Here is a 20,762-nt window from a genome sequence, read left to right as displayed (position 1 = left end):
ATTCTTATCTGAAGGGAGACCCATCAGGCAAAATGCAAAATTGCGAGTGACAAAGATTGTGCCGCCGCCGTGTATTGTCCACACTAAAAGAAGCCGTTTTTTATTATCATTATTACCCTGAAATGCCACAATATATGAAGAGATAAACGCGTTAACACGGCCACAATACAACAAATAATCCTGTCGACGAGGTGAGGCGCGATGCGCATTGGTATAGATTTGGGTGGAACCAAAATAGAAGTCATTGCTTTAGCAAATGATGGGCGGGAGCTTTTTCGTAAGCGAGTTGATACTCCGCGCCACGATTATCAAAAAACCTTACAGGCGATCGCAGCGTTAGTTACTGATGCACAAGAGGCTACCGGAGAACAGGGCAGTGTTGGCGTAGGGATCCCCGGCACACTTTCTCCTTTTACTGGCAAGGTGAAAAATGCCAATTCGGTATGGTTGAATGGGCAAGAGTTGGATAAGGATCTATCAGGATTACTTTCTCGTCCGGTACGTTTGGCAAATGATGCTAACTGTCTTGCTGTTTCTGAGGCGACGGATGGTGCAGGAGCCGGAAAGCATCTGGTGTTTGCCGTTATCATTGGTACAGGTTGTGGTTCTGGTATTGCTATTGATGGGCGTGTGCATGCGGGGGGAAATGGTATTTCCGGTGAGTGGGGGCATAATCCGTTACCGTGGCAGGATGATGAAGAGCGACGGTATCAGCAGGAAGTTGCTTGTTACTGCGGTAAAAAAGGCTGTATTGAGACTTTTGTCTCCGGTACTGGCTTTGCTACTGACTATTTTCGTTTGAGTGGTCAGCCACTCAAGGGACATGAAATTATGGCGTTGGTTGAACAAGGGGATGCGCAGGCTGAGCAGGTGATGGTAAATTATGAGCAGCGTTTGGCCAAGTCATTAGCCCATGTCATTAATCTGTTTGACCCGGATGTTGTGGTGTTAGGTGGAGGAATGAGTAATGTCGACCGCCTGTATAAAACATTGCCCGCGTTAATCAGCCCTTGGGTCTTTGGCGGTGAGTGTGAAACCCCAATTCGTAAAGCTTTGCACGGGGATTCTAGTGGGGTGCGAGGTGCCGCTTGGTTGTGGCCAGCACCTGCTCTTCGGCCTTGACGCTACAAAGTGTTGTTAGCCGCGCTGTTGCTCAGCACGGCGCAGCCCCGTGTTTAGTCTTGATTGACCCGGAAGATATTATCTAAGCGGCTAACCCCCAATCCATTGACTTTTTTAACTTTAATTTGCACTGGAATTCGGTCTTTCATTGCTTCTACATGGCTGATAACCCCAATAGTTTTACCCGATGCATTCAGGCTATCAAGGGCATCCAGTGCAGTATCCAGTGTCTCTGCATCCAGAGTGCCAAAGCCTTCATCAAGGAATAGGGAGTCAATACTGGTTTTATGGCTGACCAAATCTGATAGCGCCAAGGCCAGGGCTAAACTGACTAAGAAACTTTCTCCTCCTGATAGTGTGCGGGTATCACGGATAGCATCTGCTTGCCAGGTATCCACCACTTGTAGCTCCAGCGCATCACTGGTTTTACGCTGTAATTGATAGCGACCATGCAGCCGACTGAGTTGATTATTTGCCAGATAGACTAAATGATCGAGTGTCAGACCTTGTGCAAACTTGCGGAATTTATCACCTTCTTTGGAGCCGATTAAATGATTGAGATAGCTCCAGTCATCATATTGTTGCTGACTTTGTTTAATTTGCTCAAATAGCGAATGTTGGTTGCCACGGCGAACAGTATCGCTTTCTAACTGATTGCGTAATTCGCCTTGTCGCAAGGTATTGGCTTTCAGTTGGGCCAGTATTTGCTCTGATTGCTGTTGTAATATTGCTAATTCGGATGTTTGGCTGACCCCAGCGGGGCAAGAGTGTATCAGTTGTTCTAGCGCCTCACTGGCTTGCTGCTGGCGGATGTTTGCTTGTTGTTGCCGCTCGCTCAATTGTTGTTTCAATTGCTGCAAACGTTGCCTTTCTTCTTCACTGAGTAATGCGGTGGTTAATGCATCCTCATCCTCGAATTCACTGCTTGCCAACGCAAGTTGTAATTCAGCTTGGGCCTCGGTAGCGCGTTGCTGATTTTGCTGTTGTTGCTGTTTCAGCCCGGTTAACTCACCGGACATCAAGTTAAGTTGAGATTGTGCCTGTTGCAGGGCTTGTGATGCATTCTGTTGAGCCAGCTCCACTTGTTGCTGCTGTTGGCGTAATAACTGGCGTGCCTCGATAACCTGAATGTCACCAAACAGTGTCTGGCGTTGTTGTTTTTGTTGTTGTAACAAGGTTTCAGCTTGTTGATGCTGTTGGGTGAGTGTAGACAACTGATCAATACATTCTTGTAAATGGCGACGTTCATTTTCAATCTGCGTTTCCAGCGCTTTTTGGCCTAGAGCTAACTGCTGCTGCTCTTTCTGGTACTGGTGCCAGTGCTGATTTTCCTCTTCCCGCAGTGATAGCCAGCTCTGTTGTTGGTCTGTGTCAGGAAGGGAGAGTGATAATTCCGCCAGGGTATGGCTAAAATCTTGACGCGTTTTTGCCCATTCAGCTTGTTGATGTTGATGTTGTGCTAGCAGTTTTTGGTGAGACTGCTGGGCATCTTGCTGGCGCAGAATAACAAATGCCAATTGCTGCTGATGCTGTTGCTGCTGTTGTTCTGCCTGAGCCAGAATATCTTTAGCTTGTTGATATTGCTGATTCAGCCTTTCATATTCAGCCAGTTTTAGCTGACAGGTTTGTTCTGATTGTTCCTGTTGCTCTAACCAGGTTGCTAAGACCGCAGATTCATTCAAAGCAAATGTCAGCGCCAATGGCTGAGTGAGTGTTTGCCATCGCTGTTGATAATCTGCCAATTGTTGCTGGCTGTGCTGTAACTCTTGTTCCAGGCGCAACTGCTGTTGCTGCCCATTTGCTACCTGAGTACGTAATTCTGTTCCCACCGTGAAAAGCTGCTCAACCTGAAGTCGCAGTTCCTCAACCCGCAGGGTCGTTTCTGAGGGTTTTACTAATTGATACTCAGTAATAGCCGGGTGATCCAATGCCCCACATAATGGGCAGGCCTCTCCCGGTTGCAGTTTGGCTCTCTCAGCTTCTAGCCGGACTATTTGTTTTTCGCGTTCCAGCAAAGTTTCAAGATCCGTCAGATGTTGTTTTTGTTGTTTATATAACTGACGTTTCTCTGCCAACTGCTGTTCGAGGAGTTTTAACTGCTGTTGTTGGCCCACTAATTGTTGCTGCTGTTTATCATGCAGCGCTTGTACTTGTTGTGCCAGCGGCGATAACGCGGCTAGTTGTTGTCGGACTGGGCGCTGTTGCTGGAGTTCGGACAGTTGTTGGTGTAATTGTGCTAAAGGCTGTTGTTGCTCAAGTACTGATAATTGTTGCTGAATACCACCAACTTGAGAGTTGGCTTGGGCTAATGCGGTTTGCTGTTGTTTATCTTGTTCATTCAGTGTGGCGATTTGCTGTTGCAAGGAAGTGAGCAATGTGACTTCTTGCTGTAATTGTTGCTCGCTTTCAACTAATTGTTTTTGTTGAATTTGTAATTGACGAAATTGCTCTCGCCACAAAGGCAGATTTTTTTCCCAGTGCTGATGATGAGCATACTGGTGGGTATACTCAGTCAGTTGTTGCAGGCGCTGGTAGGTTTGCTTTAGCTGTTGTTCGTTTAACTCAAGTTGTTGTCTACCTTGCTGCTCCTTGCTTCGCAACTGTTGTACTTGTGTGGCAAGTAGCATTAATGCGTGCTGCTGTTGAGCAATAAGGTTATCCAGCGGAACGACTTTTTGCTCGATCAGTGTTTCTTGCTCATGCTGCCTGGTTGCTTGTTGTTGACGTGCAAGATTGGCTTGTTCCAAGGCGTGGGCCAGTGGCGTGAGTTGTGTCTGAAGTTGTTTTTGTTGTTCTGTCAGTGTGGTGACACGCAGTTGTATCTGCTGTAAATCTTGTAGGCTACGTGAGCGCTCATGTAATAAAGGGCGTAACTTTTCTGCGGGCTCACTACGGGCAAGCTGTTGCAGTTCGGGCTGCACCTGTTGATACTCTTGCTCAATGAGTTGCTGTTGTTGTTGATATTCAAGTACATTCTTTTGCTGTTGCTGCCAAAGGGTGAGCCAATTTATTTGGTTTTGATTTATGCGCTGTTCTGAGGTGAGCTGCTTTTCTTGTTCACCGAGCGTATCTAATTGTTGCGCCAAAGCTACACGCTGCTCTTCATTAAGAAGCTCAATACCACTGGCGCGTTGGTGCAATGCATCCAACGTGATCTTGGCCTGCTTATGCTGCTCAAAGACATATGCAGATAACCGCCCATAGATATCGGTGCCGGTTAATTCTTCTAATAATTCCGCGCGGTCATTAGCATCGGCATTGAGGAAAGCTGCGAATTGCCCCTGGGATAGCATCATCGATTTGGTGAAACGGCCAAAATCCAGTCCGGTGATTGCAGCAATCATATCAAGCTTATCACGCACTTTATCAGCCAGGATTTTGCCATCTTCACACAGCGCTAGCTCAACTTTAGGGGCTTGTAGATTCCCTTCAGGGCTATTTTTAGCACGACGCTGGCTCCAGAACGCGCGGTAACTCGTGCCTTTTACCTCGAATTCAACTTCAGCGAGCGACTCCGCAGTATGGCGGGTCATCAGTTCGTTTTGGCTCGGGGTGACATTCAAACGCGGAGTTTGGTGGTATAGCGCGAGACAGATGGCATCAAGCAGGGTAGTTTTGCCCGCCCCTGTAGGGCCGGTGATAGCGAATAACCCGTTGCTGGCAAAGGGTTCTGCGGTGAAATCTATCTTCCATTCACCCTGTAGAGAATTAATATTTTTCAAGCGTAGACTTAAAATTCTCATGCAGGTTGCTCCTCTGCAGCATCTTTACCTAGTGTGATGTCCACCACCACTTGATTGAACATTTGGCGCATGCGCTCTTGGCGTGGCTCGGCTAAATCCGCTTCCTGCGCCAGTCTGCGCTCAAATACATCTGTAACACTCAGCTCATTGAGTGTTTCTTTTTCCTGGCGTTCAATGCTGTTATTGCGCTGTTCTTTACTGCGCCGCAATAGCACCACTTCCACCGGAAGTTCCGCGGCCAATGCCTGGATTCGTCTTTGAATATCAGTGAGATAGTCTTGCGTTGCGACTTCTATATCTAGCCATACCGGTAAGCCCTGATGGTTAGCAAATTCGGCTAACTGTTGCTCTATTTGCGCCAAATCGCCTTTGATTAACTTCATTGGTTGAAATTGTGGGATGAAGAGTGGGGTCACTGATGTTAAAGCTTGCTGAGCAAATTCAACCAGATAAACACTTTTCTCGCTGCTCAATTCATCAAAACTTAAAGCGATTGGTGAGCCGCTATAACGGATATGCTCGGTTTTCGCAACTTGCTGAGCGCGATGGATATGACCCAGAGCAATATAATCTGCTGGGGGGAAAGCTTGTGCCGGGAAAGCATCCAGTGTGCCGATATAAATATCACGTACCGAATCTGTGGTGGTGACCCCGACTGTGGTCAAATGCCCAGTGGCGATAATAGGCAAGGGCAGCCCCAGTTCCGTGCGCCGCTCTAGCGCTCGCTGATAGAGCGCCTGATAGTGAGCGGCAATTGCTTCTTGTAATGCCAGTTGTTTTTGCTCACCGGACTCACCGGCCTGACTGGTAACTAAGTCGCGCGGTCGCAAAAAAGGAATAGCACAAAGCAAGGCCGCTGGCTGGCCCTGATGGTCTTTCAGTATAATAACTTGTTGATCCAGATTGTTATTGGCGCAGGAAATGACTGTGGTATTCAAATAAGAAAGCAAACCCCGAGATTCATTCAGCGTTGATACTGAATCATGATTTCCCCCCAAAACAATCAACTGGCAATTTGTTGCCTGGAGTTCGACCACAAAACGGTTATACAGCTCACGGGCATAGCTGGGTGGGGAGCCAGTATCAAAAATATCCCCTGCAACAATCAGCGCATCAACCTGATTTTCTTCAATCTGTTCAATAAGCCAGTGTAAAAAAGCCTGATGTTCAGGCGCACGACTTTTGGTAAAGAAATGCTGGCCTAAATGCCAGTCAGAGGTGTGAATAATGCGCATAAATCTCCCGCTATGGCAGGTTGTCTTTCAAAGATAATGGCGCTGATTATAAACGCTGCCCGCCGGATGTCGCGGCTAAAAGCAGGGTGTGAGGGAAATCTCCGAGACGCCTCGCAAACTTGAGCACTGCATTTTGCAATTATCATGAAATTTATCACTATGCTTATTGCTTACAAGAGCGCGATGTTTTTCATAAAAATGTCACAAAAGTGACGCATAATGGCATCCGAAATCAAATAGTGACCACTAACTTACTGGCAGGGTTGATGATGGCAAGACGCATACTGGTAGTTGAAGATGAAGCACCAATCCGTGAGATGGTGTGCTTTGTGTTGGAACAGAATGGCTACCAACCGTTAGAAGCCGAGGATTATGACAGTGCAGTCACGCGTTTGTCGGAGCCTTTCCCCGATTTAGTGTTATTGGACTGGATGTTACCTGGGGGCTCAGGTATTCAGTTTATTAAGCACATGAAACGTGAAGCGCTGACCCGCGATATCCCAGTGATGATGTTGACCGCCCGTGGCGAGGAAGAAGACAGAGTGCGCGGTTTGGAAGTCGGGGCGGATGACTATATTACCAAGCCTTTTTCACCCAAAGAATTGGTGGCGCGCATCAAAGCCGTCATGCGCCGGATATCGCCAATGGCGGTTGAAGAAGTCATTGAAATGCAAGGATTGAGTTTGGACCCGTCCTCACATCGGGTTATGGCCAATGAGCAAGCGCTGGATATGGGGCCGACCGAATTTAAGTTATTGCACTTCTTTATGACCCATCCTGAGCGAGTTTACAGCCGTGAACAGTTGCTTAATTATGTCTGGGGCACTAACGTTTATGTAGAAGATCGCACTGTTGACGTGCATATTCGTCGGCTACGTAAGGCGCTTGAAATTGATGGCCATGACAGAATGGTGCAAACTGTCCGGGGAACCGGATACCGTTTCTCAACGCGCTACTGAGTTTTCAGTGCCGGAGAATTCGTTGTGTTAGAACGTTTATCATGGAAAACGCTGGCTTTAGAGCTGGCCCTTTTTTGTTTGCCCGCATTATTGTTAGGTGCCTTTATCGGGTACCTTCCTTGGTTATTATTGGTTTCAGTTATCGCAGCACTGGTCTGGAATTTCTACAACCAACTTAAATTATCTCATTGGCTGTGGTTAGACCGCAGCATGACTCCGCCTTCTGGGCGCTGGAGTTGGGAGCCTTTATTTTACGGCTTATACCAGATGCAACTGCGAAATCGTCGTCGGCGTCGTGAATTAGCGCTACTTATCAAACGGTTCCGTAGCGGTGCCGAATCATTACCTGATGCAGTCATTATGACGACAATTGATGGCAATATTTTCTGGTGTAATGGTTTGGCTCAGCAATTGCTGGGGTTCCGTTGGCCGGAAGATAATGGCCAGCATATTCTTAACTTACTGCGTTATCCTGAATTCAGTCAGTATCTGCAACAGCAAGAGTTTTCTCGTCCATTGACCCTGCAACTCAATAATGGTTATTACGTTGAGTTCCGCGTGATGCCTTATTCTGAAGGCCAATTGCTAATGGTGGCTCGTGATGTGACCCAAATGCGCCAGCTAGAAGGGGCTCGGCGTAATTTCTTTGCCAACGTTAGTCATGAGCTGCGCACTCCTCTGACAGTCTTGCAGGGGTATCTGGAAATGATGCACGACCAGGAATTAGTTGGGCCATTACGGGATAAAGCACTAGGGACGATGCAGGAACAGACCAAGCGAATGGATGGGCTGGTTAAACAATTATTGACGCTGTCGCGAATTGAAGCAGCGCCTAATGTGGACATGAATGAGCAGGTCGACATTCCGCGGATGCTGAAAATGTTACAGCATGAGGTACAAGCGCTGAGCAATGGGCGTCATGAGATTACTTTCCGAATTAACGAGCAGTTGAAAGTCTTTGGCAATGAAGATCAACTGCGCAGTGCTGTTTCTAATCTGGTTTATAACGCGGTTAATCACACTCCAGATGGCACCAAGATTGAGGTGTGCTGGCAGCGCACTGCACAAGGCGCACAATTTCAGGTTAGTGACAATGGGCCGGGGATTGGCCCTGAGCATGTGCCGCGCCTTACAGAGCGCTTCTATCGGGTGGATAAGGCCCGTTCAAGGCAAACGGGTGGCAGTGGGTTGGGGTTGGCAATTGTGAAACATGCATTGAGCCATCACGATGCGCGTTTGGATGTCATGAGTGAAATCGGTTTGGGGACGAGATTTATTTTTACCCTACCGAATCGGTTGATTGTTCCGACGGTTTTAACCGAGAATGCAGTCAAATCCTAAGACTGCATGGACACCAAGTTGATGAGATGGGGAAAACTGGCGCTGTTGTATGCCCTGCTAGGGTGGGGCTACGGCGCTATAGCGCAACCAGTAGCTGTTTCGCCTGTCGCTGAGGTTCAGGCGCTAAAGCCTCATACTCTGTCTGGTAATCTTTCCAGTGTCGGCTCCGACACCTTAGCTAATTTGATGTCTTTATGGGCTGATGATTTCAATCAACACTACCCCGGCGTTAATTTGCAAATACAGGCAGCAGGTTCCTCTACCGCTCCGGCGGCATTGGCGGCAGGAGCGGCTCAACTCGGGCCGATGAGTCGGCCAATGAAAGCGGCTGAAATCACCGCATTCACTCAACGTTATGGTTATCCGCCACTTGCTGTTCCTGTTGCGGTAGATGCATTGGTCGTTTTTGTTCATCAGGATAACCCACTGAACAAAATGACTTTATCTCAGCTCGATGCTATTTTTTCGCAAAATCGCCGCTGTGGAGAACCTCACCGCATCCAGCGCTTTGGTGAACTCGGGCTGAAGGGAGGTTGGGCGGCGCGATCTCTGCAACGCTATAGCCGAAACTCAGCCTCTGGCACTTATGGTTTTTTCAAGCAGAGAGTGCTGTGTGATGGTGATTTCGATAATAATATCAATGAACTGCCCGGATCTGCTTCCGTTGTGCAAGCTGTTGCCGGTTCATTAAATGGTATTGGTTATGCCAGTATCGGCTTTCGAAACAGTGGCGTTAAATCACTCTCACTGGCTGCAAATGGTCAGGATTATGTGATGCCGACCCCGGAGAATGTTAAAGATGGGCGCTACCCCTTGTCGCGCTATCTGTATATTTATATCAATAAAGCACCGGGCAAGCCGCTAGAGCCGTTGACTGCGGCCTTTCTTGAGCGCGTTTTATCGCCAGAAGGGCAAAAACGCGTGACTCATGACGGCTATTTACCCCTGCCTCCTGAGATGCTGAGTCATACGCGAAAAGCGCTAGGTTTTGCTGATTAACTTGCTTCAAATATCCCTTTTCAGTGCCCGTCTCTGCATCTAAAATTATTCAATTAGCTAAATATATCGCTTATAAATTTGACTGAGTTTATCCGGCGCTATCAACCATAAATTGTTAACAGTTGGATATAAATGATACAAATCATATGGCGTGTATTTCTTTAAATCTGGCATGATTAACTGGTTTGATTAGATTGTATGGATGAAGACTCTGCTTTTATGATCCAGACTTGCCTTTCTCCGCTATAAACGGTCTACTTACCGCCGTTGTTGGCCTATTCCACCTGCAAATAACTTCAAAAACACTGCATACTGACGAAATTGATTGCTTATTAACCGCTGGAGTTTGCGTTTATCAGAGCTTTGTATCGTTTCGATCACGTCGGAAAGACCACAACTTAGGACTTTTTCTTTTGGTCATTTAACTAGGCAACGCACATCACTATGAGTCATCGTTTATCGTCTAAAGATATTATGGCATTAGGTTTTATGACCTTTGCCTTATTTGTTGGCGCCGGCAACATCATCTTCCCGCCGATGGTTGGTTTACAATCGGGTGAACATGTTTGGTGGGCCGCGCTGGGCTTCTTGATTACCGCTGTTGGATTACCGGTCATTACTGTTATCGCGCTGGCTCGAGTCGGCGGCGGTATTGATGCCCTGAGTACCCCAATTGGTCGCGGGGCCGGTCTGGTACTGGCTACAGTCTGTTATCTGGCTGTTGGCCCTTTGTTTGCCACCCCGCGTACTGCAACAGTGTCCTTTGAAGTTGGTATTGCGCCTTTAACTGGCGATGGCCCGTTGCCACTGTTTATTTACAGCGTGGTCTATTTTGCGTTGGTTATTGGGATTTCCCTGTATCCGGGGCGTTTGCTCGATACGGTCGGGCATATTCTCGCGCCACTGAAAATTTTAGCATTGGCTATTTTAGGTATCGCGGCTTTGATTTGGCCTGCTGGCCCGCTGATTCCGGCCACTGATGCCTACCAGACTGCCGCGTTTTCTTCTGGTTTCGTCAATGGTTATCTGACCATGGACACCTTAGGCGCTTTGGTGTTCGGTATTGTTATCGTGAATGCAGCCCGGTCACGCGGCGTGGTTTCTGCTGGGTTACTGACGCGCTATACCATTTGGGCGGGTTTGATTGCCGGTATCGGTTTGACACTGGTTTATCTGAGCTTGTTTAAACTGGGTTCTAGCAGTGGTGGCTTGGTGCCAGACGCACAAAATGGTGCCGTGGTATTGCATGCCTATGTTCAGCACACCTTTGGTGGTTTGGGCAGCGTGTTCTTGGCCGCCTTGATTTTCATCGCCTGCATGGTGACCGCCGTCGGTCTAACCTGCGCTTGCGCTGAATTCTTTGCTCAGTATTTGCCACTGTCGTACCGCACATTGGTGTTTATCCTCGGGATCTTCTCGATGATGGTATCGAATTTGGGGCTGAGCCACCTGATTCAGATCTCCATTCCCGTGCTGACGGCTATTTACCCGCCTTGCATTGTGTTGGTGCTGATGAGTTTCACTTTGCGCTGGTGGCATCATGCTTCTCGTATCGTGGCTCCGGTCATGTTGGTCAGTTTGCTGTTCGGTATCCTTGATGCGGTAAAAGCCTCGACTTTCGCACATTTCCTGCCGGAATGGACTCAGCATCTACCATTGGCTGAGCAAGGTCTGGCATGGTTATCGCCTTCCCTGCTGGTATTCGTCGTCGTAGGGTTGTACGATCGCCTGTGCTGTCGTCAGGAAGTTGCTGCTAAGCAATAACTGCGCAGTCATCGGATATTTTTAGCCACGGCTCATCCCCGTGGCTTTTTGCTGAAAAAAGACGGGATAAAGTTCATGGAATTACCAGTCAAAAATAAGCTGAAACGTGGCCTGACGACACGCCACATTCGCTTTATGGCATTGGGGTCAGCAATAGGTACCGGCTTATTCTATGGTTCGGCTGATGCGATAAGAATGGCGGGGCCGAGTGTATTATTGGCATACCTGATTGGTGGCGTGGTGGCATTTATCATCATGCGCGCTTTGGGTGAAATGTCAGTGAATAATCCGCAAGCCAGCTCATTCTCACGCTATGCGCAAGATTACCTTGGGCCAATGGCGGGTTATATCACCGGCTGGACCTATTGCTTTGAGATTCTGATTGTTGCTATTGCCGATGTGACCGCTTTCGGTATCTATATGGGGGTCTGGTTCCCAGATGTGCCTCATTGGGTATGGGTGCTGAGTGTTGTCCTTATCATTGGCGCAGTCAATATGATGAGCGTGAAGGTTTTCGGCGAGCTGGAGTTCTGGTTCTCATTTTTCAAAGTCGCCACCATTATCGTCATGATTCTGGCCGGTGTTGGGATCATAATTTGGGGCATTGGTAACGGCGGGCAGCCGACCGGTATTCATAACTTATGGACTAACGGCGGCTTCTTCAGTAACGGTTTTGTCGGCATGATCCTGTCATTGCAATTGGTGATGTTTGCTTATGGCGGGATTGAGATTATCGGGATTACTGCCGGTGAAGCTGAAGACCCAAAAAAATCTATTCCGAAAGCCATCAACTCCGTGCCATGGCGTATTCTCATGTTTTATGTCGGCACTCTGTTTGTCATTATGTCTATTTACCCATGGAACCAAGTGGGCACTAACGGCAGCCCATTTGTCCTGACTTTCCAACATATGGGGATTACTGTTGCGGCGGGTATTCTGAACTTTGTGGTGATCACCGCATCATTATCGGCCATTAACAGTGATGTATTTGGTGTAGGCCGAATGCTCAATGGGATGGCGGAGCAGGGCCACGCGCCAAAAGCCTTTGCGGCTATTTCTAAGCGCGGTGTGCCGTGGGTGACGGTGTTGGTGATGATGGGGGCCATGCTGACTGCTGTTTATCTGAACTACATCATGCCGGAAAATGTGTTCCTGGTTATCGCCTCACTTGCGACCTTTGCGACCGTATGGGTATGGATTATGATCCTGTTTTCTCAGATTGGTTTCCGCCGCTCATTGAGCAAAGATCAAGTTAAGGCGCTGGATTTCCCACTGCGTGGCGGCACCTTTACTTCTGTGGTGGCTATCATTTTCTTGGTATTCATCATCGGCCTGATTGGTTGGTTCCCAACAACCCGCATTTCACTGTATGTCGGGCTGGTGTGGATTGTATTGTTGCTGGTGGGATATTACTTCAAGGTAAACCATCAGAAGAAGAAAGCGATGGCGCTGAAAGCCGCAGAGTAATACTGAAGCAATACTCAATATCAAGCCGGGAATATCCCGGCTTTTTACTGTCTTCGGCACCTTGAAGTTCATTGAGTCTCTAGTGTTTGTTTCTCTGATATCCTAATCAATCTCTCTGCGCCCCTGACCTCATCCCCAATATTTATGCTGACAGATGAGTGTCTGTCATCAGTAACGTGGCATTGTTTATAGCGGTTATATTCATACAGGTGAATGTGTCGCGGCGTTAATGTCTGCACCAGATAGCCTTAACAGCAATCGTTTTGGTTAAAGCAGGAGAATTTTATGCTTAGTGGTTGGCATCTACCGGTCGCACCTTTTGTCCGTCAGCGGGGCGATGCATTGCACATTACATTCTGGCTACAGGGCGAACATTTGCCTGCGCAGGTTTTCTTACGCTGTGAGCCGGATAATGAAGAGTGGTTGCTCACAATGAAGGGCGAGCTGCGTGATGGTTTTTGGCGTTATCGCGCGACATTACCGTTACATGAAGGTCAGCCAGCGCGGCGTTATTGTTTCAAACTGCTGTGGAATGATTATCAACAGTGGTTTGGGCCATTAGGTTTTTCAGTGGTTCCTCCCGCGCAATTGGCTCAGTTTGCTATTGAGCTACCCGATAGTGGCCCAGATTGGGTTGCAGATCAGATTTTTTATCAAATCTTTCCTGACCGTTTTGCTAGCAGCCAAGCCGAATATGGGGTGCAGAATGGGAGTTATCACCATCATGCCGCCGGTCACCCGGTCTCGCGCCGTGACTGGCAACAACCCCTCGATGATGTGAATGCCGCTTCGACATTCTATGGTGGTGATTTAGCCGGTATCAGCCAAAAACTCCCCTATTTGCAGCAGTTGGGTGTGACGGCACTCTATCTCAACCCGATTTTTACTGCGCCCAGTGTGCATAAATATGATACGCAAGATTATTATCAGGTTGATCCCTACCTCGGCGGTGAGAGTGCTTTTCTGCAATTACGTCGCGCAACCCATGAAGCCGGTATCAAACTGGTGCTTGATGGGGTGTTTAATCATACAGGGGATTCCCATCATTGGTTTGACCGCCATCAGCAAGAGACGGATGGTGCTTGTCATCACCCTGATTCCCCCTATCGCGGCTGGTTTAATTTCTTCCCTGATGGGCGGGCGCTGGATTGGAAAGGCAATGCCAGCCTACCCAAACTCAACTTTGCCAATGAAGACGTGGTGAATCAAATTTATCGCGCGCAAGACAGTGTGGTGCGCCATTGGTTAAAACCACCTTACAGCATTGATGGCTGGCGGTTGGATGTGGTGCATATGCTGGGGGAAGAGGGCGGTGCAAAAGGGAATTTGCGGCATTTGGCGGGTATCTATCAGGCGGCGAAAGAAGAAAATCCTCAGGCCTATATTCTGGGCGAACATTTTGGCGATGCACGGCATTGGTTGCATGCCGGAGTGGAGGACGCGGCCATGAATTATATGGGGTTTGCCTTGCCGGTACGCAGCTTCCTGGCCGGGCAGGATGTCGCTTATCACCCAATAAAACTCCGTGCCGAGGATTGCGCTTATTGGATGGATGAATATCGCGCCGGATTACCTCATGGCCATCAGTTACGTTTATTTAACCAGTTGGATAGCCATGACACCGCCCGATTTATTACTTTGCTGAATGGCGATAAAAAGCGCATGCAAATGGCTTTGGTATGGCTGTTTAGTTGGATTGGTGTGCCTTGCTTATTTTATGGTGATGAAATTGGCCTTGATGGCGGCAATGACCCATTCTGCCGCAAACCTTTCCCATGGGATGAGACTCAGTGGGATGGCGATTTGCTGAAATTGTGTCAACGAATGGCGGCTTTGCGACACAAAAGTTTGGCATTACGGCGCGGCGGGTGCAAGGTTATTCACGCCAATGGCGATTCTCTGGTATTCATTCGCAGTTACCAGCGCGAGCGGGTGATGGTGGCAATACAACGTAATTACGACAGTGATATCTTATTACCACGGTCTCCTTTGCTGAATGTGGCGCAGTGGCAATGTTTGGAGGGGAAATCCCGGTTGGATATCACGGATGCCGGTATTAACCTGCAACTATCGGGTGAGAGTGTCACGTTATGGCGTGGTGTTGGTGAGTGCTAACTTAACAACCGGTGATGCACTGTGAATATTAAAAGCGGCTAAATGCCGCTTTTTCGTTGGTTGAGATACTATGTATATGACGGCATAGACAGTTAGCAGGTAAATTCACCGAAGGGAAAATATTATGAGCACATCTAAAAGACAGGCATTGATTATCGGCGCTTCTCGGGGATTAGGTCTGGGGCTGGTTGATGAGCTTAATCGGCGCGGATGGTCAGTGACGGCGACAACTCGCGGTGTAGCAAAAGATACTGCTGCACATGCGGCCCACTGGTTAACATTGGATATTAACCAACCCGACAGTATTAAAGCGTTTTTACCACAGGTACAGGGCCAGGTGTTTGACCTGATATTTGTTAATGCCGGTATCTCTGGGCCGGAACATCAATCTGCGCTTGATGCCAAACCGGAAGAAATTCTCGAATTGTTTCAAACCAATGCGATTTCACCTATCCGTATTGCCCAACTCCTGCTGGCGCAGCGGAATCCAACCCACAGTGTATTAGCCTTTATGTCCTCGCAGTTAGGGAGTCTGGGACATAATGCTTCTGGTCATAAACCTTTGTATTCCGCCAGTAAAGCAGCGCTAAATATGATGACGCGCAACTTGGTCGCCGAGGTGGCAGATCCGTCGCTGACAGTATTATCCATTCATCCGGGTTGGGTAAAAACGGATATGGGTGGCGACGCCGCACCACTGACGATAGCGACGAGTGTAAAAGGGGTGGTTGACCAAATCGAACGCGCTAGCGCCAAGGGCGGCCACGGCTTTATTGATTATCAGGGACATTCATTACCGTGGTGATATGAATAGACTGGTAAATTACCCCCATCAATACATTGATGGGGGATTTGCATCATGTCAGATTATTACTCTCAATAACCTATTGCGGCCCCTGCTGGGCGGCGAACATCATTAGCCCCGTACAGGTAGCCCTCACGGACTTTCCCTGATACAGCGGAATCATTGCCAGAGTTGGCAGGACTGACCCCCTCAACACCGGCTAATCCGACCAAAATCAATTCAGCAGCGCCCCATGGATTCTGCTCAACCATTTTATATCCCATGTTTTTCAGCAAATTAAGGCTATCCGCAGAGACACCGCGTTGCTCATAGTAGACCTCATCGGGCAGCCACTGATGATGGATTCGTGGTGCATCTACGGCCTCTTGTGGTGCCATACCGTGGTCAATCACATTCAATGCGGTTTGCAAGGTAATGGTGATGATCCGCGAACCGCCCGGAGATCCTAATACCATAAATGTCTTACCGCCTTTAGTCACCAATGTTGGGCTCATCGATGATAGTGGGCGCTTACCGGGGGCGATGGAATTTGTGGCTCCCTGAACCAAACCATACAGGTTTTGTTCGCCCACTTTGACGGTAAAGTCATCCATTTCATCATTCAGGAAAAAACCAGTGCCAGGTGCAATCACTACCGCGCCAAAGCGACCGTTTACGGTATAAGTAGTCGACACCGCATTGCCGTCATGATCGACGATAGAATAGTGAGTTGTTTCAGGTTTTTCATGCGGTTGCATACCCGGCTGTACGTCTACCGAGGGTGTCGCTTTATTGGCAACGATTTGCTTGCGGATATCGGCGGCGTAACTTTTGCTCAGCAGTCGATCAATTGGGTTTTTAACAAACTCCGGATCACCGAGGAAAGTATTACGGTCCATATAAGCATGGCGCATTGCTTCTGCCAGCGTATGAATATATGCGGCGGAATTAAAGCCCATGCTTTTGAGATCATAGCCTTCAAGGACATTCAACGTTTCACATAATGTCACTCCGCCGGAGCTAGGGGGCGGGGAGGACACAAATTTATAGCCGCGATAGCTACAGGTTATGGGGGCGGTTTCTGTAATTTTATAGTTGGCAAAATCGGCTGCGGTTAAAATGCCGCCACCTTTTTTGGCTGCAGCTTCAACGGCTTGAGGTATTTTCCCCTGATAAAAAGCATCAGGGCCTTTTTGCGAGATAGCGGTCAGGGTATCCGCCAGATCTGCTTGAACCAGACGATCGCCCGGTTGCAGCGCTTCCCCGTCTTTACGCAGGAAAATACGAGCAGATTCAGGGTCTTGACGGAAGCGCTTAACGGTTGTATCCAGAATATCAGTATCAGCTCGGGTCAACACAAAACCTTCACGGGCCAGTTTAATCGCTGGAGCCATCACTTGCTGGCGCGTTAATTTACCGTATTTCTTCTGCGCACTGTCCATCCCCAATACCGTGCCGGGCACCCCTGCGGCTAGATAGCCATACAAACTGGCATCTTTGGTGACTTTACCTTCTTTATCCAGATACATATCAGCGCTGGCTGCGGCTGGGGCAGTTTCACGGAAGTTTATAAATGTATCCGTCCCATCTGCAAGGTGAATAGTCATAAAACCACCGCCGCCAATATTGCCACAGCAAGGGTTTACTACCGCTTGGGCGTAACCTACGGCCACTGCAGCATCAACCGCATTTCCGCCCATTTTTAAAATATCAGTCCCAACCTGTGAAGCCAGATACTGGGATGTCACCACCATGCCATTTTTCGCTTCTACCGCGGGTGTTGAAGCCGCATGCAGTGTCCCACTGACCAGTAAAGCCAATACAGCCAAGGGTTTGTTCCATTTTTGCAAAGACATTCTCACTCCTTTTATTTCCTGCCCGCCAAGGATTACCTGGTCATTTTTGTTTGGCAGCTTAAAAGTGCTGCTTATGGAGCGCACAAAATACACACCAGTAATAATTAATAGCAGAATTAATACTTATGACTGCTAATTAATTGGCCGTGAAAGGAGATGAGGCAGTTGCCCTGAACTTAATAGGTCGATTTTTATTCGGTTGAAGTTTAGATGAATGTAAATAACTAATTGAAAATATGGATGTATTCTCCAGGTGAATAAGCTGGCAACATTATGTTAGCCTTTTACCCGTCTTTTGTTGCCAGGTCACTGCTTTCAAGCACTTATTTTCAATTTATATCAGCATAAAAAAAGCCAGTCAGTGTGAACTGACTGGCTTGATACCCCTGAGCAAATCAGGGGCGGCATAAACTGTTATTACAGTTTAGAGGCGTTTTCAGACAGGTATTTAGCTACACCATCTGGGGATGCGCCCATACCTGCTTTACCTTTTTCCCACTGAGCAGGGCAAACGTCGCCGTGTTCTTCGTGGAATTGCAGTGCGTCAACCATACGCAGCATTTCGTCAATATTACGGCCCAGTGGCAGGTCGTTAACCACTTGGTGACGAACAACACCGTTTTTGTCGATCAGGAAAGAGCCACGCAGAGCAACACCAGCATCTGGGTGTTCAATGCCGTAAGCTTTTTGAATTTCACGTTTGATATCAGCAACCATTGGGTATTTAACTTCACCAATACCGCCTTTATCAACCGGAGTTTTGCGCCATGCGTTGTGTACAAACTCGGAGTCGAAAGAAACACCAACAACTTCAACACCACGTTTCTGGAATTCTTCGTAACGGTGGTCGAAAGCGATCAACTCTGAAGGACAAACGAAAGTGAAGTCCATTGGCCAGAAGAACAGGACGGCAGGGCGGCCGTTCAGGTGTTTTTTCAGGTTGAAGTTTTCAACGATTTCGCCGCTACCAAGAACAGCAGCTGCTGTAAAATCAGGGGCTTGACGAGTTACCAGAACCATAAATTACTCCTGTTAATTAGGGATGGATTAACCATTTGTCTCAAAAGTCTCGGCACAGCATAGGTATTTAAGCGCAATGAATAAAGGGATAAATACCAATCGCTGTGATAGCTTTTACCTATTGTTACAACGATTTTAGTTTCTTAGTCTTGCTAAGATACCCATTCTCGCAGAAAGCGCAAGTGACTTAATGCCAGTAGTCACGCAAATTGTAATGCTTTGTTCTAAATTTGTTTATGTTGCGCCCGTGTCATCATTGCAGGATAAAAGTCCAAAAACAATTCTTCTAACGGCTGATAGTATTGTTCTATATCATAAAATGAACCTGCAAGTGCTGCCAACTTAGGCCGACGATTAGCCATACCTTGTAACACATCAGCTATAAAGGGGAGTTCAGCGTAGCGCTCCAGCCAACGCTCTGGCCACAGATAGGCATTCAGGTTCTGAAAGCGAACTGGTGTCAGGGATAAATGTGGCACAATTTGGCATTGTGCGTGCTCGATGAACTTGGGCAGCGGGCAGTCAGGTACCAGCTTATCCCAGTGGCGTGCCAGAAAATGATCCCATAGAACATCAAGAGTAATAGGCGCAACCCGTCGATAATTTGTGCTGAAATAACCACGGGCCTCTTTAACTAATGGCAATGTGTCCGTCATGACATCAACGCGCCGATGCATCATGATGCCAGCGACGATTTCCGGGGAGTATTCCCCTTGTGGATTACCGCGAACAAAGTCAGCCAGTAAATTGCCCAATAAAGAGCTCTCAGCCAGAGTGGCGAGGTGGAGATGAGCGAGAAAGTTCATGGGAAGAGTATAATGCAAATAGCCACTAACTCTCCTTATTTCTTGCAGCCAGCCCTTGAGGGTTCTAGACTAGCCGCCTGTTTTTGTGAACCGGCCTTTTATCTCTGTTGGCCGGCTTTGTTCTAATATGAAGTGGAAAGCCATGCGTGTTGCCGATTTTTCTTTTGAGCTCCCAGAATCTCTCATTGCCCATTACCCACAGCCTCAGCGTAGCGGTTGCCGTTTATTGTCACTAGATGGCCCAACGGGAGCGCTAACTCACGGTATTTTCACTGATTTACTGGATAAATTGGTGCCCGGCGATCTGTTGGTGTTCAATAACACGCGGGTTATTCCGGCGCGTTTATTTGGTCGTAAAGCCAGTGGCGGCAAACTTGAAGTATTAGTGGAGCGCGTTTTGGATGACCACCGTGTTCTGGCTCATGTCAAAGCATCAAAAGCACCTAAACCAGGTGCTGAATTGCTGCTAGGTGACGATGAGAGCATTCAGGCCACCATGCTGGCTCGCCATGACACGCTGTTTGAGTTGCGCTTTGACGACGAGCGGGATGTTTTTACCATCTTAAATGCTGTCGGTCATATGCCTTTGCCTCCTTATATTGATCGTCCTGATGAGGATGCTGATCGCGAACTGTATCAAACGGTATACAGTCAGCGCCCAGGAGCAGTAGCAGCGCCCACAGCCGGGTTGCATTTTGATGAACCGATGTTGGCTGCATTGCGGGAAAAAGGCATTGAAATGGCTTTTGTTACTTTGCATGTTGGCGCCGGAACATTCCAGCCCGTGCGGGTCGACACCATTGAAGACCACATCATGCATTCTGAGTATGCAGAAGTGCCTCAAGAGGTGGTTGATGCTGTATTGGCCTGTAAGGCCCGTGGCAACCGCGTTGTTGCTGTGGGCACGACATCAGTACGTTCATTGGAAAGTGCGGCTAAGGCCACTGATAACGGCCTGATTGCTCCTTTCTTTGGTGATACACGTATCTTTATTTATCCGGGTTATCACTATCAGGTTGTGGATGCATTAATAACCAATTTCCATTTGCCTGAATCAACATTGATAATGTTGGTTTCTGCTTTTGCTGGTTATAAAAATACCATGAATGCATACCAGCAAGCGGTTGCGGAGCAATATCGCTTTTTCAGTTATGGCGATGCGATGTTTATCAGCCGTAATCCACAGGCACCGCAAGAGTTGGTCAACCCGTAAATTTTAAGTCAAACCTGTTGTGTTATCAGGCAATAGCAACATCATCAGATTATGTCTGGGTTGCTATTGCCTGATTTATTGAATGCTATATTTTTAATTTAATACATTAACTTACAAAAATATTCTGTTTTGGTTATCAGCGCTTTCGGTGCCGTGCGCCATCAATGTGACAATGCTACTGAATTTACTCAAATGCTCACCGCGCAGATTATCGATAAGGCGCTCACCCATCGCGAATTTTCTCTGTCTGATTTGTATATCTTTTACATTCTCACATCGGTCTATCAATTCTTATGAAATACGATTTTGTCTGCTAGTATTAACATGTGCGTATCAAG

14 protein-coding genes are annotated in these 20,762 nt (G+C 47.8%); 9 read left to right on the top strand and 5 right to left on the bottom strand.

Annotated elements, in window-relative coordinates; all coding sequences use genetic code 11:
• The first annotated feature begins 201 nt into the window (after positions 1-201).
• Positions 202-1,122 (top strand): fructokinase, encoded by a 921-nt coding sequence (gene mak, locus F0T03_RS16230; RefSeq protein ID WP_145557358.1) that lies wholly within the window; start codon positions 202-204, stop codon positions 1,120-1,122.
• Between the two features lie 53 nt (positions 1,123-1,175).
• On the opposite strand, the gene F0T03_RS16225 is transcribed toward mak, so the two are convergent.
• Together F0T03_RS16225 and sbcD are read right to left on the bottom strand one after the other, a co-directional pair.
• Positions 1,176-4,865: an AAA family ATPase gene (locus F0T03_RS16225; protein WP_159679472.1), complete on the bottom strand. Its 3,690-nt coding sequence runs from the start codon at positions 4,863-4,865 to the stop codon at positions 1,176-1,178.
• A complete protein-coding gene (gene sbcD / locus F0T03_RS16220) occupies positions 4,862-6,100 on the bottom strand; it encodes an exonuclease subunit SbcD (protein ID WP_159679470.1) in 1,239 nt (412 codons plus the stop codon). Before sbcD ends, F0T03_RS16225 begins: the two co-directional genes overlap by 4 nt.
• A 269-nt stretch (positions 6,101-6,369) precedes the next feature.
• Here sbcD and phoB point away from each other — a divergent pair, with 269 nt between their 5' ends.
• The 7 genes from phoB to F0T03_RS16185 all read left to right on the top strand — a co-directional run bounded on the left by phoB (position 6,370) and on the right by F0T03_RS16185 (position 15,550).
• The gene (phoB, locus tag F0T03_RS16215; protein WP_025377384.1) at positions 6,370-7,059 is read left to right on the top strand and encodes a phosphate response regulator transcription factor PhoB; all 690 of its coding nucleotides are present in this window, start codon (positions 6,370-6,372) and stop codon (positions 7,057-7,059) included.
• 24 nt (positions 7,060-7,083) lie between these two features.
• On the top strand, positions 7,084-8,400 hold the full coding sequence (gene phoR / locus F0T03_RS16210; RefSeq protein ID WP_159679466.1) for a phosphate regulon sensor histidine kinase PhoR: 1,317 nt from the start codon (positions 7,084-7,086) through the stop codon (positions 8,398-8,400).
• Between the two features lie 21 nt (positions 8,401-8,421).
• Complete coding sequence (locus F0T03_RS16205) at positions 8,422-9,399, top strand: PstS family phosphate ABC transporter substrate-binding protein (protein WP_159679463.1); 978 nt, start codon at positions 8,422-8,424, stop codon at positions 9,397-9,399.
• A 444-nt stretch (positions 9,400-9,843) separates the two neighbouring features.
• Positions 9,844-11,163, top strand: a complete 1,320-nt coding sequence (brnQ, locus tag F0T03_RS16200; protein WP_145557368.1) for a branched-chain amino acid transport system II carrier protein — start codon at positions 9,844-9,846, stop codon at positions 11,161-11,163.
• A 75-nt stretch (positions 11,164-11,238) separates the two neighbouring features.
• Entirely contained in the window at positions 11,239-12,630 is a 1,392-nt protein-coding gene (proY, locus tag F0T03_RS16195; RefSeq protein WP_145557370.1) for a proline-specific permease ProY, read from the top strand.
• A 285-nt stretch (positions 12,631-12,915) separates the two neighbouring features.
• Positions 12,916-14,745, top strand: a complete 1,830-nt coding sequence (gene malZ / locus F0T03_RS16190) for a maltodextrin glucosidase (protein ID WP_159679461.1) — start codon at positions 12,916-12,918, stop codon at positions 14,743-14,745.
• A gap of 124 nt (positions 14,746-14,869) precedes the next feature.
• Positions 14,870-15,550 (top strand): SDR family oxidoreductase, encoded by a 681-nt coding sequence (locus F0T03_RS16185; RefSeq protein ID WP_159679459.1) that lies wholly within the window; start codon positions 14,870-14,872, stop codon positions 15,548-15,550.
• Between the two features lie 71 nt (positions 15,551-15,621).
• Here F0T03_RS16185 and ggt read toward each other — a convergent pair whose 3' ends face one another.
• The 3 genes from ggt to F0T03_RS16170 all read right to left on the bottom strand — a co-directional run bounded on the left by ggt (position 15,622) and on the right by F0T03_RS16170 (position 19,211).
• Positions 15,622-17,385 (bottom strand): gamma-glutamyltransferase, encoded by a 1,764-nt coding sequence (ggt, locus tag F0T03_RS16180; protein ID WP_159679457.1) that lies wholly within the window; start codon positions 17,383-17,385, stop codon positions 15,622-15,624.
• A 417-nt stretch (positions 17,386-17,802) separates the two neighbouring features.
• Entirely contained in the window at positions 17,803-18,405 is a 603-nt protein-coding gene (locus tag F0T03_RS16175; RefSeq protein WP_004707520.1) for a peroxiredoxin C, read from the bottom strand.
• Between the two features lie 224 nt (positions 18,406-18,629).
• Positions 18,630-19,211, bottom strand: a complete 582-nt coding sequence (locus F0T03_RS16170; protein ID WP_159680944.1) for an acyl carrier protein phosphodiesterase — start codon at positions 19,209-19,211, stop codon at positions 18,630-18,632.
• A gap of 142 nt (positions 19,212-19,353) precedes the next feature.
• On the opposite strand from F0T03_RS16170, the gene queA reads away from it, so the two are divergent.
• A complete protein-coding gene (gene queA, locus F0T03_RS16165; protein WP_159680942.1) occupies positions 19,354-20,424 on the top strand; it encodes a tRNA preQ1(34) S-adenosylmethionine ribosyltransferase-isomerase QueA in 1,071 nt (356 codons plus the stop codon).
• The last annotated feature ends 338 nt before the right edge of the window (positions 20,425-20,762 follow it).

The organism is Yersinia canariae (genome assembly GCF_009831415.1).
In the GTDB taxonomy this organism is placed as follows: domain Bacteria; phylum Pseudomonadota; class Gammaproteobacteria; order Enterobacterales; family Enterobacteriaceae; genus Yersinia; species Yersinia canariae.
This window is presented reverse-complemented; position numbering and strand designations above follow the sequence as displayed.